11 protein-coding genes and 3 tRNA genes are annotated in these 13,725 nt (G+C 61.8%); all 14 read left to right on the top strand.

What is annotated here, in order from left to right; all coding sequences use genetic code 11:
* Window positions 1-88 precede the first annotated feature (88 nt).
* The 14 genes from IB241_RS02685 (at window position 89) to IB241_RS02620 (ending at window position 13,603) form a co-directional block, all read left to right on the top strand.
* Window positions 89-1,099 (top strand): aspartate-semialdehyde dehydrogenase, encoded by a 1,011-nt coding sequence (locus tag IB241_RS02685; protein WP_192296838.1) that lies wholly within the window; start codon window positions 89-91, stop codon window positions 1,097-1,099.
* A gap of 162 nt (window positions 1,100-1,261) precedes the next feature.
* Entirely contained in the window at window positions 1,262-3,841 is a 2,580-nt protein-coding gene (locus IB241_RS02680; RefSeq protein ID WP_192296837.1) for a FimV family protein, read from the top strand.
* A gap of 194 nt (window positions 3,842-4,035) precedes the next feature.
* Window positions 4,036-4,860 (top strand): tRNA pseudouridine(38-40) synthase TruA, encoded by an 825-nt coding sequence (gene truA, locus IB241_RS02675; protein WP_192297231.1) that lies wholly within the window; start codon window positions 4,036-4,038, stop codon window positions 4,858-4,860.
* A 64-nt stretch (window positions 4,861-4,924) separates the two neighbouring features.
* Window positions 4,925-5,545: a phosphoribosylanthranilate isomerase gene (locus tag IB241_RS02670; RefSeq protein ID WP_192296836.1), complete on the top strand. Its 621-nt coding sequence runs from the start codon at window positions 4,925-4,927 to the stop codon at window positions 5,543-5,545.
* A 244-nt stretch (window positions 5,546-5,789) separates the two neighbouring features.
* On the top strand, window positions 5,790-6,710 hold the full coding sequence (accD, locus tag IB241_RS02665; RefSeq protein WP_192296835.1) for an acetyl-CoA carboxylase, carboxyltransferase subunit beta: 921 nt from the start codon (window positions 5,790-5,792) through the stop codon (window positions 6,708-6,710).
* Window positions 6,707-8,014, top strand: coding sequence for a bifunctional tetrahydrofolate synthase/dihydrofolate synthase (folC, locus tag IB241_RS02660; RefSeq protein ID WP_192296834.1), 1,308 nt, complete (start codon window positions 6,707-6,709; stop codon window positions 8,012-8,014). The genes accD and folC overlap by 4 nt, the downstream gene beginning before the upstream one ends.
* A complete protein-coding gene (locus IB241_RS02655; protein ID WP_192296833.1) occupies window positions 7,998-8,675 on the top strand; it encodes an SPOR domain-containing protein in 678 nt (225 codons plus the stop codon). Before folC ends, IB241_RS02655 begins: the two co-directional genes overlap by 17 nt.
* Window positions 8,676-8,949: 274 nt before the next feature.
* The gene (locus IB241_RS02650) at window positions 8,950-9,507 is read left to right on the top strand and encodes a CvpA family protein (RefSeq protein ID WP_003192538.1); all 558 of its coding nucleotides are present in this window, start codon (window positions 8,950-8,952) and stop codon (window positions 9,505-9,507) included.
* 41 nt (window positions 9,508-9,548) lie between these two features.
* On the top strand, window positions 9,549-11,054 hold the full coding sequence (gene purF / locus IB241_RS02645; RefSeq protein WP_017737850.1) for an amidophosphoribosyltransferase: 1,506 nt from the start codon (window positions 9,549-9,551) through the stop codon (window positions 11,052-11,054).
* A gap of 65 nt (window positions 11,055-11,119) precedes the next feature.
* Complete coding sequence (locus tag IB241_RS02640; RefSeq protein WP_192296832.1) at window positions 11,120-12,331, top strand: O-succinylhomoserine sulfhydrylase; 1,212 nt, start codon at window positions 11,120-11,122, stop codon at window positions 12,329-12,331.
* Between the two features lie 11 nt (window positions 12,332-12,342).
* The gene (locus tag IB241_RS02635; RefSeq protein WP_124410364.1) at window positions 12,343-13,107 is read left to right on the top strand and encodes an SDR family oxidoreductase; all 765 of its coding nucleotides are present in this window, start codon (window positions 12,343-12,345) and stop codon (window positions 13,105-13,107) included.
* Between the two features lie 107 nt (window positions 13,108-13,214).
* Window positions 13,215-13,290 (top strand) — tRNA-Val (locus tag IB241_RS02630).
* A gap of 54 nt (window positions 13,291-13,344) precedes the next feature.
* Window positions 13,345-13,421: transfer RNA gene (locus IB241_RS02625), tRNA-Asp, on the top strand.
* A gap of 105 nt (window positions 13,422-13,526) precedes the next feature.
* Window positions 13,527-13,603: transfer RNA gene (locus IB241_RS02620), tRNA-Asp, on the top strand.
* Window positions 13,604-13,725 lie beyond the last annotated feature (122 nt).

Here is a 13,725-nt window from a genome sequence, read left to right as displayed (position 1 = left end):
AGCGACACCCCAAGACCCGGTCCAATTGCCTCACCCCCAACCACCCGGTAAAGTGCCGCTCCCCCCCGCAATGCCCGAGGCAGCCCCCATGACCCAGACCTTTGAAATCGCCGTGATCGGCGCCACCGGCACCGTGGGTGAGACCCTGGTGCAGATCCTCGAAGAACTGGATTTCCCGGTGGGTACCCTGTATCTGCTGGCTGGCAGCAACTCGGCGGGGGCATCGGTGCCGTTTCGCGGCAAGAACGTGCGGGTCAAGGAAGTCGACGAATTTGACTTCAGCAAGGCGCAGCTGGCGTTCTTTGCAGCCGGGCCGGCCGTCACCCTGAGTTTCGCCCCGCGCGCCACGGCAGCCGGGTGTGCGGTGATCGACCTGTCGGGTGCCTTGCCTGCCGAACAGGCGCCGCCGGTGGTGCCGGAGGCGAATGCGCAGGTCCTCAAGGGCCTGAAAAAACCTTTCCAGCTTGCCAGCCCGAGCCCGTCCGCAACCAACCTGGCGGTGGTCCTGGCGCCATTGCGTGGCTTGCTGGACATCCAGCGCGTGAGTGTCACCGCCAGCCTGGCCGTGTCTGCCCAGGGGCGCGAAGCCGTCAGCGAGCTGGCGCGGCAAACCGCTGAACTGCTGAACGTGCGCCCGCTGGAGCCGAAGTTCTTTGATCGGCAAATGGCCTTCAACCTGTTGGCACAAGTCGGTACGCCAGATGCCCAAGGTCATACAGCCCTTGAGAAACGTCTCGTACACGAACTGCGCGCGGTGCTGGAAACTCCTTTACTAAAGATTTCCGCAACTTGCGTTCAAGCCCCGGTGTTTTTTGGCGATAGCCTGACAGTGTCATTGCAGCTGGGTGCAGCGGTCGACCTCGCCGCCGTCAACCGCGCACTCGACGCAGCGCCGGGTGTAGAGCTGGTGGAGGAGGGTGATTACCCAACCGCGGTTGGCGACGCAGTCGGACAAGACGTGGTGTATGTCGGACGGGTTCGCGCAGGTGTGGATGATCCGTCGGAACTAAATCTGTGGCTGACGTCAGATAACGTACGCAAAGGCGCGGCACTGAACGCCGTACAGCTGGCACAGTTGTTGATAAAAGACCTTGCGTAAAAGATACTTGGCGGCAATTTGTAGATTGATTCTAACCAGGCGCTATGCTTGGCCCCAAGCTGGAAAAGTTGCGCGTCGGTGACCTATCGGCTCGCCATGCCTAATGGCAGCGGTTACCAACCTTCTCGCAGGCCGGGGAGTGTTCAAACAAAGGATGAGGCTATGGTTCAAGTTCGCAAACTGGTGTTAGCAATAGCGGCCGCCTCGGCGCTGTCCTCCGGTATGGCGCAGGCGCTGCAACTTGGGGAGATGACCCTCAAGTCGAAGTTGAACCAGCCCTTGTCGGTGGAAATCGAATTGCTTGATGTCGGCGGCCTCACGGCATCCGAGATCACGCCGAGCCTGGCTTCCTCCCAGGCGTTTGTGGATGCGGGCGTGGATCGCCAGGCGTTCCTCAATGACCTGACCTTTACCCCCGTGATCAATCCCAGTGGCCGCAGCGTGGTGCGCGTCACCTCCAGCAAGCCGCTTCCGGAATCCTACGTACGTTTCCTGTTGCAGGTGCAGTGGCCCAATGGTCGTCTGATGCGCGACTACAGCGTGCTGCTTGATCCCGCCAAATTTGAACAACCGGCAGCTGCCGCCCCAGCGCCGCGCTTGTCGGCGCCGGCGAGTGCCGCGCCCGCTGCACCTGCCGCCCCTGTCGTAAGCAAGCCGAACCAGCACACCACGACTTCTCACGACACCTTGTGGGAAATTGCCGCGAAGAACCGCAACGGCGGCTCGGTCCAACAGACCATGCTGGCGATCCAGGCACTCAACCCTGGCGCCTTTATCGATGGCAACATCAACCGCTTGAAGACCGGCCAGGTCCTGCGCCTGCCGGATACCGTACAAAGCACCGCGCTGCCACAGCCACAGGCGATTGCCGAAGTCACCGCGCAAAACGCCGCCTGGCGCCAGGGCCGTCGCTCGGCGACCAATCAAGTCGCGGGCAAGCAGCAACTGGATGCCACCAAGCGCACCCAGGCGGGCAATGCGCCGTCGAGCACCACGACCAAGGACAACCTGAGCCTGGTCTCGGCCGAGTCCGCCAAAAAGGGCGCGAAAGGCAAGGCCGCTGACGGCCGCGCCCTGAGCGACAAGCTGGCGATGACCCAGGAAGAGCTGGACACCACCCGTCGCGACAACGCCGAGCTGAAAAGCCGTGCGGCGGACCTGCAAAGCCAGTTGGACAAGTTGCAAAAGCTGATTCAACTGAAAAACGACCAGTTGGCGCGTTTGCAGGCTGAAAAAGGTGATCCCGCTGCGGCAGCTGCAACGGCACCCATCTCTGCACAATTGGCTGGCGAGCCGGCCGCGACGACGCCTGCCGCTCCGGTAGCGGCGCCCGTTCCTGCGCCTGTCCCGGCGGCGCCTGCGCCTGAGCCGATCAAGCCTGAAGCGGCACCTGCCAGCGCGGACGACAAATTCAACGACCTGCTGACCAATCCGGTGGTGCTGGGTGTGATCGGTGGCGCGGCGGGCCTGGTGGTGTTGTTGCTCCTGCTGCTGTGGGCGCGCCATCGCAATGCCCGTCGCGAAGAGGAAAAGCACCTGCGCATGGCCCGTGCCCTGGCCGAAGAACCGGTGTTCACCTCCGATATTGACCAGGATCTGCCACCGGACAGCTTCGAGGGTCTGGAAGTCCCGCCGCCGAACGTCAAGCTGTCAGCCGCTCCGGCGCCTGCGCCTGCCCCTGTGGTCGAGCAGACAGTCGTGCCAACCGTCGCCTCGGTGCTCTCGCCGCTGGCAGTGGCCGTTGCCCCGGTCAACGCCAACGATGCGCTGGCCCAGGCCCAATCCCTTGTCGACCGCGGCCATCTGAACCAGGCCGCCGACGTATTGGAGCAAGCGATCAAGCACGAACCCAAGCGCAGCGATTTGCGCTTGAAGCTGATGGAGGTCTACGGCCTGCAAAACGACAAGGACGGCTTTGTCACCCAGGAGCGCCAGCTGGTAGCCAACGGTGAGAACCATGCCCAGGTCGAGCAGCTCAAGTCACGCTTCCCGGCCATGGCCGTGCTCGCGGCGGGTGTCAGCGCCGCAGTGGCCGCCGCCGCCCTGGACGCTCAATACGTCAAGGACCTGCTGGAAGACAAGCCGGTGGCACCGGCACCGGCACCTGAGGCCTTCGAGACTGATTTCGACCTGAGCCTGGATGAATTGGAAGCCGCTTCGCCTGCCAGCCTGGACGATGAGTTGAGTTTTGAGTCGGTGCTGCAACAGCAGACCGAAGCCAAGGCCAGCCCGGACGACCTGTCCGACTTTGATTTGGACCTGCAACTCGATGAGCCGGCTTCGGCGCAGGCCGATGACGACTTCCTGTCAGGCCTTGAAGAGCAGATGCAGGATGTGCCTGCCGTCGAGCCGCCGACCCTGACGCCCGCTGCGCTGGACGATTTTGACCTGCCGGAAGACTTCGACCTGTCCCTGGCCGACGAGCCTGAAGCGGCTGCCAAGCCTGATGCCTTTGCGTCCGAGCTGGATGACGTCAACGCTGAGCTGGATCGTCTGTCCCAGAGCCTGGAGCATCCGCCTATCGAGCCATCCTTTACCGCTGAAGATGCGGCGCTGGGTGGTGATGAGCCGGAGTTCGACTTCCTGTCCGGAACCGATGAAGTAGCGACCAAGCTGGACTTGGCTCAGGCGTACATCGACATGGGTGATGCTGATGGCGCGCGGGACATCCTGTCCGAAGTGCTGACCGAAGGTGACGAGTCTCAGCGCGGCGAGGCCAAGGAAATGCTCGGCCGCATTTGAAGGGTAACGAAAATCCACTGTGGGGGCGGGCTTGCCCGCGAAGGCGTAGTGTCAGTCAATGATGTCGTGACTGAGTGACTGCCTTCGCGAGCAAGCCCGCTCCCACATTTGGGCGGTCATCTTTATAATGGCCGCCTTTGCGTAACTCATCAGGCTCTCAGTTCTTGGCAAATATAGATAACGCGGCCGCCGAAATGGCGGCCGCAGGCTTTTACCGCATCGCCCTGGGCGTGGAATACAAAGGCTCGCGCTATCGCGGCTGGCAGCGCCAGGCGTCGGGTGTGCCGACGGTGCAGGAGACCCTGGAAAAGGCTCTGTCTAAAGTCGCTGACTCGCCGGTGTCGCTGATGTGCGCCGGGCGTACCGACGCTGGCGTGCACGCCTGCGGCCAGGTGGTGCACTTCGACACCCAGGCCGAGCGCACGATGAAGGCGTGGGTGATGGGTGCCAATATCAATTTGCCCCATGACGTCAGTGTCAGCTGGGCCAAGGTCATGCCTGCGCACTTTCATGCGCGTTTCAAGGCCATTGCCCGGCGCTATCGTTATGTGATCTACAACGACCAGATCCGCCCTGCTCATCTCAACGAAGAAATCACCTGGAACCACCGCCCGCTGGACGCCGAGCGCATGGCCGAGGCCGCGCAGCACCTGGTCGGTGTACATGATTTCAGCGCGTTCCGGGCGGGTCAGTGCCAGGCCAAGTCGCCGATCAAGGAAGTCCACCATCTGCGGGTCACGCGCCACGGCAAGATGATCGTGCTGGATATTCGTGCCGGTGCGTTCCTGCACCATATGGTGCGCAACATTGCTGGCGTGCTGATGACCATCGGCACGGGCGAGCGCCCGGTGGAATGGGCCAGGGAAGTGCTGGAAAGCCGCATCCGCCGTACCGGCGGGGTGACGGCGCATCCGTTCGGGTTGTACCTGGTGGATGTGGAGTACCGCGACGAGTTCGAATTGCCGGAACGTTTTATCGGGCCACACTTCCTCACAGGTTTCAGCGAACTTGGCGGCTGACGCCCGGAAAAGCATTTGTTACCATCCGGGACTTTCTCGGCCCAACCCCTGAGGTTTCCACGACATGCCAGCCGTTCGCAGCAAGATTTGCGGGATTACCCGCATAGAAGACGCGCTGGCGGCAGTCGAAGCGGGCGCGGACGCCATCGGTTTCGTGTTTTATGCCAAGAGCCCGCGGGCGGTTAATGTATTGCAGGCGCGGGCGATCATCGCCGCGTTACCGCCGTTCGTGACCACGGTGGGCTTGTTCGTCAACGCCAGCCGCTGCGAACTCAATGAGACCCTGGATGCCGTTGCGTTGGACATGCTGCAATTCCACGGCGACGAAAGCCCCGACGAGTGTGAGAGCTACCAGCGTCCGTATATCAAGGCGCTGCGGGTCAAGGCCGGGGACGATGTCGCCGCGGCCTGCGCCATCTACACGGGCGCTCGCGGGATTCTGCTGGACACCTATGTCGAAGGCGTGCCGGGCGGTACGGGTGAAGCGTTTGATTGGTCACTGATTCCCGAAGGCTTGAGCAAGCCGATCATCCTGGCGGGCGGGCTCAATCCCGTGAACGTCGCGGCCGCTATCGAACAGGTGCGCCCGTACGCCGTGGATGTCAGCGGTGGAGTGGAGCAGGGCAAGGGCATCAAGGATCACGGCAAGATCCGCGCATTCATGCAGGCTGTGCGCGGGATGTGACGGCTGGCAGTCTGCCGCCGTCCATAACTACCACTGTGTAAAACAGCCCGGCGCCGCCTGTAGGTGGCCCGGAAATGAAGTGGCAACCTTGCGCTGGCAGGTTGTCTGGAAGGCTGAGGATGCATGCGGGAAATGGCTGGTCGAACGTCTGACCCCGTCCAGCATGTGTCATCGCCACATATGAATTTAGCTCAAGGGCATACGCGGGGCTGTGTTCAAGCCACCGGTACTGGAGAAAGAAAGCATGAGCAACTGGTTAGTAGACAAACTGATCCCTTCGATCATGCGTTCCGAGGTGAAGAAAAGCTCGGTTCCTGAAGGTCTGTGGCACAAGTGCCCATCCTGCGACGCGGTGCTGTACCGCCCGGAGCTGGAAAAGACCCTGGACGTTTGCCCCAAGTGCAATCACCACATGCGCATCGGTGCCCGCGCCCGCATCGACATCTTCCTGGATGCCGACGGCCGTGCCGAGCTGGGTGCTGACCTCGAGCCGGTTGACCGTCTCAAGTTCCGCGACGGCAAGAAGTACAAGGATCGCCTGACCGGCGCGCAGAAGCAGACCGGTGAGAAAGATGCGCTGATCTCCGTCAGCGGCAAGCTGCTGGGCATGCCGGTGGTGGTTTCGGCGTTCGAGTTTTCCTTCATGGGCGGCTCCATGGGCGCCATCGTCGGTGAGCGCTTTGTTCGCGCCGCCAACTACGCCCTGGAAAACCGTTGCCCGATGATCTGCTTCGCTGCCTCCGGTGGTGCGCGCATGCAGGAAGCCCTGATCTCCCTGATGCAAATGGCCAAGACCTCCGCGGTACTGGCGCGTCTGCGTGAAGAAGGCATCCCGTTCATCTCTGTACTGACCGACCCTGTCTACGGCGGCGTTTCCGCCAGCCTGGCGATGCTGGGTGACGTGATCGTCGGCGAGCCAAAGGCCCTGATCGGCTTTGCCGGCCCGCGTGTGATCGAGCAGACCGTGCGTGAAAAACTGCCGGAAGGCTTCCAGCGCAGCGAGTTCCTGTTGGAGCACGGTGCGATCGACCTGATCATCCCGCGTGGCGAGCTGCGTCCGCGCCTGGGTAGCCTGCTTGCGCAAATGATGGGCCTGCCGACGCCTGTATACGTCGCGCCAAAGGTCGAGCCAATCGTCGTACCGCCGGTGCCTGCAAACCTATGACCCAACGTACCCTGGGCGAATGGCTCGCCTACCTTGAGCAGTTGCATCCGTCCGCCATCGACATGGGCCTGGAGCGCTCGCAACAGGTAGCGGCCCGCCTCGGGTTGGGACGGCCGGCACCGCGTGTGATCACGGTGACCGGCACCAACGGCAAAGGCTCCACCTGTGCCTTTGTCGCGGCGCTGCTGCAGGCCCAAGGGCTGAAAGTGGGCGTCTACAATTCTCCGCACCTGCTGCGTTATAACGAGCGGGTGCAACTCAATGGCGTCCAAGCCACTGATGAGCAACTCTGCGAAGCCTTCGCCGCACTTGATGCCGGGCGTGGCGAGACATCCCTGACCTACTTCGAAATGGGCACCCTGGCGGCGTTCTGGCTGTTCGAGCGTGCGCAGCTGGATGTGGTGGTACTGGAAGTCGGCCTGGGCGGGCGTCTGGATACGGTCAACGTGGTGGATGCCGATCTCGCGCTGGTGACCAGTATTGGCGTGGATCATGCCGATTACCTGGGGGATACCCGTGAGTCGGTGGCCTATGAAAAGGCTGGGATCTTTCGCCAGGGCAAGCCAGCCCTGTGCGGTGACCTGGACCCGCCGCATACCTTGCTGGACAAGGTGCGCGAGCTGGATTGCCCGTTCTTCCTGCGTGGGCGTGAATTCAATCTCGAGATCGGCGAGCAGCACTGGCAATGGCGCGGGCGGGATGCGCGTGGCCAGGTTGTAGAGCTGCGCGACTTGCCGCTGTTGAATCTGCCGATGGAAAACGCCGCGCTCGCGCTGCAAGCCTACCTGTTGCTGGATCTGCCATGGGATGCCGAGCAGATCGCTGCGACATTGCTGGCGACCCGCGTGGTAGGGCGCCTGGATCGGCGTGTATTCGAATGGGAAGGCAAGCGCCTGAACCTGTTGCTCGACGTGGGGCATAACCCTCACGCCGCTGAATACCTGGCGCGCCGCCTGTCGCGCACGCCGCCGGTCGGTCGTCGTCTTGCGGTATTCGGGCTGCTGGCCGATAAGGATCTGGATGGCGTGGTTGCGCCATTGTTGGGCGATGTCCAGGCCTGGGCGGTCGCACCGTTGGGTTCGCCGCGTAGTCGTCCGGCTGTTGAGCTGGAGCAGGCCTTGCAGAACCTTGGCGCGCCGGTGGCGTCGTATGCAAGCGTCGCCGCTGCCCTTGAGGCGCAGTGCGCGGTTGCCACGCCTGACGACGAAATTCTGTTGTTCGGATCATTTTATTGTGTTGCCGAGGCGCTTGAGTGGTTGGCCCGGCGCTCCACGGAGGAAGCTGCACATGGCATTACTGGATAGCGCATACAAGCAGCGAATGGTTGGAGCCCTGGTTCTGGTGGCATTGGCGGTGATTTTCCTGCCGATGCTGTTTTCCCGTCAGGACGAACAGCGCCAGGTTGTGGTTGAGGCGCCGGCTGCGCCCCAGGCGCCGGCTGCGCCCCAGGCGCCGGTGGTGCCTCAAGTGCAGGTGGAGCCGGTGGTGGTGCCTGAGCCGCAGGCCTTGCCTGAGGAAGAGCCGGTGCCGACCGATGAGGAAGTGGCCGCGCAAGCCGCACCGTCGACGCCGGTGCAGCCAAGTGTGCCGGTGGTCAAGCCAACGCCGGCGCCCGTCGTGGCGGCCAAGCCTGCTGCGCCGGCACCTGCGCCCAAGCCTGTAGCGCCGCAGCCGGCCGCGCCGGGCAAGCCGGATGTGGGCCAGAGCCGTATTGATCCGAATGGTCTGCCGATCAGTTGGTCGATCCAGCTCGCCAGCCTGGCCAATCGCGAAAGCGCCGAAGCCTTGCAGAAAAAACTGCGCGCCCAAGGCTATAACGCCTACATCCGCAGTGCCGATGGCAAGAACCGGGTGTTTATCGGGCCGTTGATCGAGCGTGCCGAAGCGGATCGCCTGCGCGATTTGTTGGGGCGCCAGCAGAACCTCAATGGTTTTGTGGTGCGGTTCCAGCCTGAGCGCGGTTGAATAGCTGCCGCCTCCGGTTGGCAATGCGGTTCAAATGTGGGAGCGGGCTTGTGTGGGAGCGGGCTTGCTCGCGAATGCGGTGTATCAGCTACAGATACCTCAGCTGACCCACCGCATTCGCGAGCAAGCCCGCTCCCACATTCGTTTTATGGTGGGGTTGAAATTGGATTCCTTGGCCACAAACTACTGATTTGCAAGGCGCCTGCAATCACAGCTTACCGATAGCCCAGCGCTCTGCTAAAATGCGCCGCCTTATCCGTCTGTAGGCTGCACTGTGCCATTTACCTGGGTTGATTGGGCGATCGTTGCAATCGTCGCCATCTCCGCTTTGATCAGTCTAAGCCGCGGCTTCGTAAAAGAAGCACTGTCGTTGCTGACCTGGATTATCGCAGGAGTCGTAGCCTGGATGTTCGGTGGTTCACTGTCGGTCTACCTGGCCGGATACATCGAGACACCTTCGGCTCGCGTCATTGCGGGCTGCGCCATCATGTTCATCGCCACGCTGCTGGTGGGGGCAATGGTCAATTATCTTATTGGCGAGTTGATACGTGTCACCGGCCTCTCCGGGACCGATCGATTCCTCGGCATGGCCTTCGGCGCCGCGCGTGGCGCGTTGCTGGTGGTTGTGGCAGTCGGGCTGTTGAGCCTGGGGCCGGTACAGCAGGATTCGTGGTGGCAGGAGTCGGTACTCGTGCCAAAATTTCTATTGGTTGCGGATTGGTCCAAGAATCTCATTCTGGGGTGGAGCAGTCAGTGGCTGGCCAGCGGAATCAGCGTACCCGCTGATCTTCCGTTCAAGGAACACCTCTTGCCGGCCAAAACGCCTCAGTAAGCTGTGTTCAGTCAAGATTCATTAAGTAGGGGTTGCGTCGCATGTGTGGCATCGTCGGTATCGTCGGTAAGTCGAACGTCAATCAGGCGCTGTATGACGCGCTAACCGTCCTCCAGCACCGCGGCCAGGACGCTGCTGGTATTGTGACCAGCCACGACGGCCGGTTATTCCTGCGCAAGGACAATGGCCTGGTTCGTGACGTGTTCCATCAGCGTCACATGCAGCGCCTGGTCGGGCACATGGGTATTGGCCATGTGCGTTACCCGACTGCCGGTAGCTCGACTTCGGCCGAAGCTCAACCGTTTTACGTCAACTCGCCTTACGGCATCACCCTGGCGCATAACGGTAACCTGACCAACGTTGAACAGCTGGCCAAGGAGATTTACGAATCTGACCTGCGCCACGTCAACACCAGCTCCGACTCGGAAGTGCTGCTCAACGTGTTCGCTCACGAGCTGGCCCAGCGCGGCAAGCTGCAGCCGACCGAAGAAGACGTATTCGCCGCCGTCACCGACGTGCACAACCGTTGCGTGGGTGGCTACGCCGTCGTGGCGATGGTGACCGGTTACGGCATCGTCGGTTTCCGTGATCCGCACGGCATCCGTCCGATCGTGTTCGGCCAGCGTCACACCGACGAAGGCGTCGAGTACATGATCGCTTCCGAAAGCGTCTCCCTGGACGTGCTGGGCTTCACCCTGATCCGCGACCTTGCGCCGGGCGAAGCGGTGTACATCACCGAAGACGGCAAGCTGCACACCCGTCAGTGCGCCGTGGCACCGAAACTGACCCCTTGCATCTTCGAACACGTCTACCTGGCGCGTCCGGATTCAATCATCGACGGCGTTTCGGTCTATAAGGCGCGCCTGCGCATGGGCGAGAAGCTGGCCGAGAAGATCCTGCGCGAGCGGCCTGAGCACGATATCGACGTGGTGATCCCTATTCCGGACACCAGCCGTACCGCTGCGCTGGAGCTGGCGAACCACCTGGGCGTCAAGTTCCGCGAAGGCTTCGTGAAGAACCGCTACATCGGTCGTACCTTCATCATGCCGGGCCAGGCAGCACGCAAGAAGTCGGTGCGCCAGAAGCTCAATGCCATTGAGCTGGAGTTCCGCGGCAAGAACGTGATGCTGGTGGACGACTCCATCGTGCGCGGCACCACCTGCAAGCAGATCATCCAGATGGCTCGCGAAGCCGGTGCGAAGAACGTGTACTTCTGTTCGGCAGCCCCAGCCGTGCGTTATCCGAACGTTTACGGCATCGACATGCCGAGCGCCCACGAGCTGATCGCCCATAACCGCACGACCCAGGACGTAGCCGACCTGATCGGCGCCGATTGGCTGATCTATCAGGATCTGCCAGACCTGATCGAAGCCGTCGGTGGTGGCAAGATCAAGATCGAGCAGTTCGACTGCGCCGTGTTCGACGGCAAGTACGTAACCGGTGACGTCGATGAGGCCTACCTGAACAAGATCGAGCAGGCGCGTAACGACTCGTCGAAGATCAAGACCCAGGCGGTCAGCGCGATCATTGATCTGTACAACAACTGAGTAGACACCGGCCCTGAGGGGCCGGTTTTGTATCTTAAATAAAGAATTGAGTAAGGAGTCGCAGCATGAGTCAGGAATGGGATGCCGGTCGGTTGGACAGCGACCTCGATGGCGTAGCTTTCGATACCCTGGCTGTGCGCGCCGGTCAGCACCGCACGCCGGAAGGCGAGCACGGCGACCCGATGTTCTTCACGTCCAGCTATGTGTTCCGCACCGCTGGCGATGCAGCTGCGCGTTTTGCCGGTGAAGTGCCGGGCAACGTCTATTCGCGTTACACCAACCCGACCGTGCGGGCGTTCGAAGAGCGTATTGCGGCCCTGGAAGGTGCTGAGCAGGCGGTGGCGACGGCGACTGGCATGGCGGCGATCCTGGCGGTGGTGATGAGCCTGTGCAGCGCCGGCGACCATGTGCTGGTGTCACGCAGTGTGTTCGGTTCGACCATCAGCCTGTTCGAAAAGTACTTCAAGCGCTTCGGTATCGAAGTGGACTACGTGCCGTTGGCGGATCTGTCCGGCTGGGATGCGGCGATCAAGGCCAACACCAAGTTGCTGTTTGTCGAGTCGCCCTCCAACCCGCTGGCCGAGTTGGTGGACATTGCCGCGCTGTCCGAAGTGGCTCACGCCAAGGGCGCGATGCTGGTGGTCGACAACTGCTTCTGCACGCCTGCATTGCAACAGCCGCTGAAGCTGGGCGCGGACATTGTCGTGCACTCGGCCACCAAGTTCATCGACGGCCAAGGCCGTTGCATGGGGGGGGTGGTTGCCGGTCGCGGTGAGCAGATGAAGGAAATCGTCGGCTTCCTGCGTACCGCCGGGCCGACCCTGAGCCCGTTCAATGCCTGGATCTTCCTCAAAGGCCTGGAAACCCTGAGCCTGCGCATGAAGGCCCATTGCGTCAACGCCCAGGCCCTGGCCGAGTGGCTGGAGCAGCAGGACGGTATCGAGAAGGTGCATTACGCCGGTCTCAAGAGCCATCCGCAACACGAATTGGCCCAGCGCCAGCAGCGTGGTTTCGGGGCGGTGGTGAGTTTCGAAGTGAAGGGTGGCAAGGACGGCGCCTGGCGCTTTATCGATGCCACGCGCCTGATCTCCATCACCGCCAACCTGGGTGACAGCAAGACCACCATCACGCACCCGAGCACCACCTCCCACGGGCGCCTGGCGCCGCAAGAGCGCGAGGCGGCCGGTATCCGTGACAGCCTGATCCGCATCGCGGTGGGCCTGGAAGATGTGGCTGACTTGCAGGCTGACCTGGCTCGCGGGCTGGCGGCCTTGTGATCGAGTGGTCCTTGGAGGCGGCGGCAGCCAGTAACGGGCGCGTCGCGCTGGTGACTGGCGCGGCGCGGGGTATTGGTCTCGGGATTGCCGCGTGGCTGATCAGCGAAGGCTGGCAGGTGGTTCTGACTGACCTGGACCGTGAGCGCGGTTCCAAAGTATCCAAGGTGCTGGGCGAGAATGCCTGGTTTATCAGTATGGATGTGGCCGACGAGAAGCAGGTTGCGCAGGGCGTTGCCGAGGTGCTTGGGCAGTTTGGGCGCCTGGATGCGTTGGTGTGCAATGCGGCGGTGGCCGATCCGCGCAATATCACGTTGGAAAGCCTTGATCTGGCGTATTGGAATCGTGTGCTGGCGGTCAACCTGAGTGGGCCGATGTTGCTTGCCAAACACTGTGCGCCGTACCTGCGTGCCCATGGCGGTGCCATCGTCAACCTGGCGTCGACCCGGGCCCGTCAATCGGAGCCGGACACCGAAGCCTATGCGGCGAGCAAGGGCGGTTTGTTGGCCCTGACACACGCCTTGGCGATGAGCCTTGGGCCGGAAGTGCGGGTCAATGCGGTCAGCCCGGGTTGGATCGATGCGCGTGATCCTGCCGCACGGCGCGCCGAGCCTTTGACGGACGCTGACCACGCCCAGCATCCAGCGGGCAGGGTTGGCACGGTGGAGGACGTCGCGGCGATGGTAGCGTGGTTGTTGTCGCGTCAGGCCGGGTTTGTCACCGGCCAAGAGTTTGTCGTGGACGGTGGCATGAGCAAGAAGATGATTTACAGCGAGTAGGGCAGGTGGCCGTCTTGAAGTAATTTTGTCTTTTTCAGAAAAACTTCAAGCAGGCTATTGACTTAGGTCCGTTACCTGCGTAAATTTCGCGGCCTCAACGAAGCAAAGGGTGATTAGCTCAGCTGGGAGAGCATCTGCCTTACAAGCAGAGGGTCGGCGGTTCGATCCCGTCATCACCCACCACTTCTTGAGAGTTTTGCCTTAGGGCAAGACGCAACGTAAAGGTTGCACCGACGCGCAGCGGTAGTTCAGTCGGTTAGAATACCGGCCTGTCACGCCGGGGGTCGCGGGTTCGAGTCCCGTCCGCTGCGCCATATTTTCCAGGCTTGATTTTTCGGGCTTGAGATTGAACAACCAAGGTTGATCAATCAGATGTTTAAAGGCGGTTGAATGTTTGTGTTCAACTGGTCAAGCGATACGCAGCGGTAGTTCAGTCGGTTAGAATACCGGCCTGTCACGCCGGGGGTCGCGGGTTCGAGTCCCGTCCGCTGCGCCATATCTGCATCAAGGCCCACTGAACGCCTTGAAGCACAAAGAAAGCCTCTGGCTACTTTGATCCGATAGCAAAAACCCTGGTCGAAAGACCGGGGTTTTTTGTGTCTGCGATTTTATTTTATG

The organism is Pseudomonas sp. PDM05 (assembly GCF_014851685.1).
In the GTDB taxonomy this organism is placed as follows: Bacteria; Pseudomonadota; Gammaproteobacteria; order Pseudomonadales; family Pseudomonadaceae; genus Aquipseudomonas.
Note: the sequence above shows the minus strand (reverse complement) of the source record. Positions and strands in the feature narration are given on the sequence as shown.

Bases quoted from the DNA above. Each gene is read 5' to 3' on its own strand.
- IB241_RS02685 (WP_192296838.1), top strand. From the start codon at position 89: ATGACCCAGACCTTTGAAATCGCCGTGATCGGCGCCACCGGCACCGTG.
- IB241_RS02680 (WP_192296837.1), top strand. From the start codon at position 1,262: ATGGTTCAAGTTCGCAAACTGGTGTTAGCAATAGCGGCCGCCTCGGCG.
- truA (WP_192297231.1), top strand. From the start codon at position 4,036: ATGGCGGCCGCAGGCTTTTACCGCATCGCCCTGGGCGTGGAATACAAA.
- IB241_RS02670 (WP_192296836.1), top strand. From the start codon at position 4,925: ATGCCAGCCGTTCGCAGCAAGATTTGCGGGATTACCCGCATAGAAGAC.
- accD (WP_192296835.1), top strand. From the start codon at position 5,790: ATGAGCAACTGGTTAGTAGACAAACTGATCCCTTCGATCATGCGTTCC.
- folC (WP_192296834.1), top strand. From the start codon at position 6,707: ATGACCCAACGTACCCTGGGCGAATGGCTCGCCTACCTTGAGCAGTTG.
- IB241_RS02655 (WP_192296833.1), top strand. From the start codon at position 7,998: ATGGCATTACTGGATAGCGCATACAAGCAGCGAATGGTTGGAGCCCTG.
- purF (WP_017737850.1), top strand. From the start codon at position 9,549: ATGTGTGGCATCGTCGGTATCGTCGGTAAGTCGAACGTCAATCAGGCG.
- IB241_RS02640 (WP_192296832.1), top strand. From the start codon at position 11,120: ATGAGTCAGGAATGGGATGCCGGTCGGTTGGACAGCGACCTCGATGGC.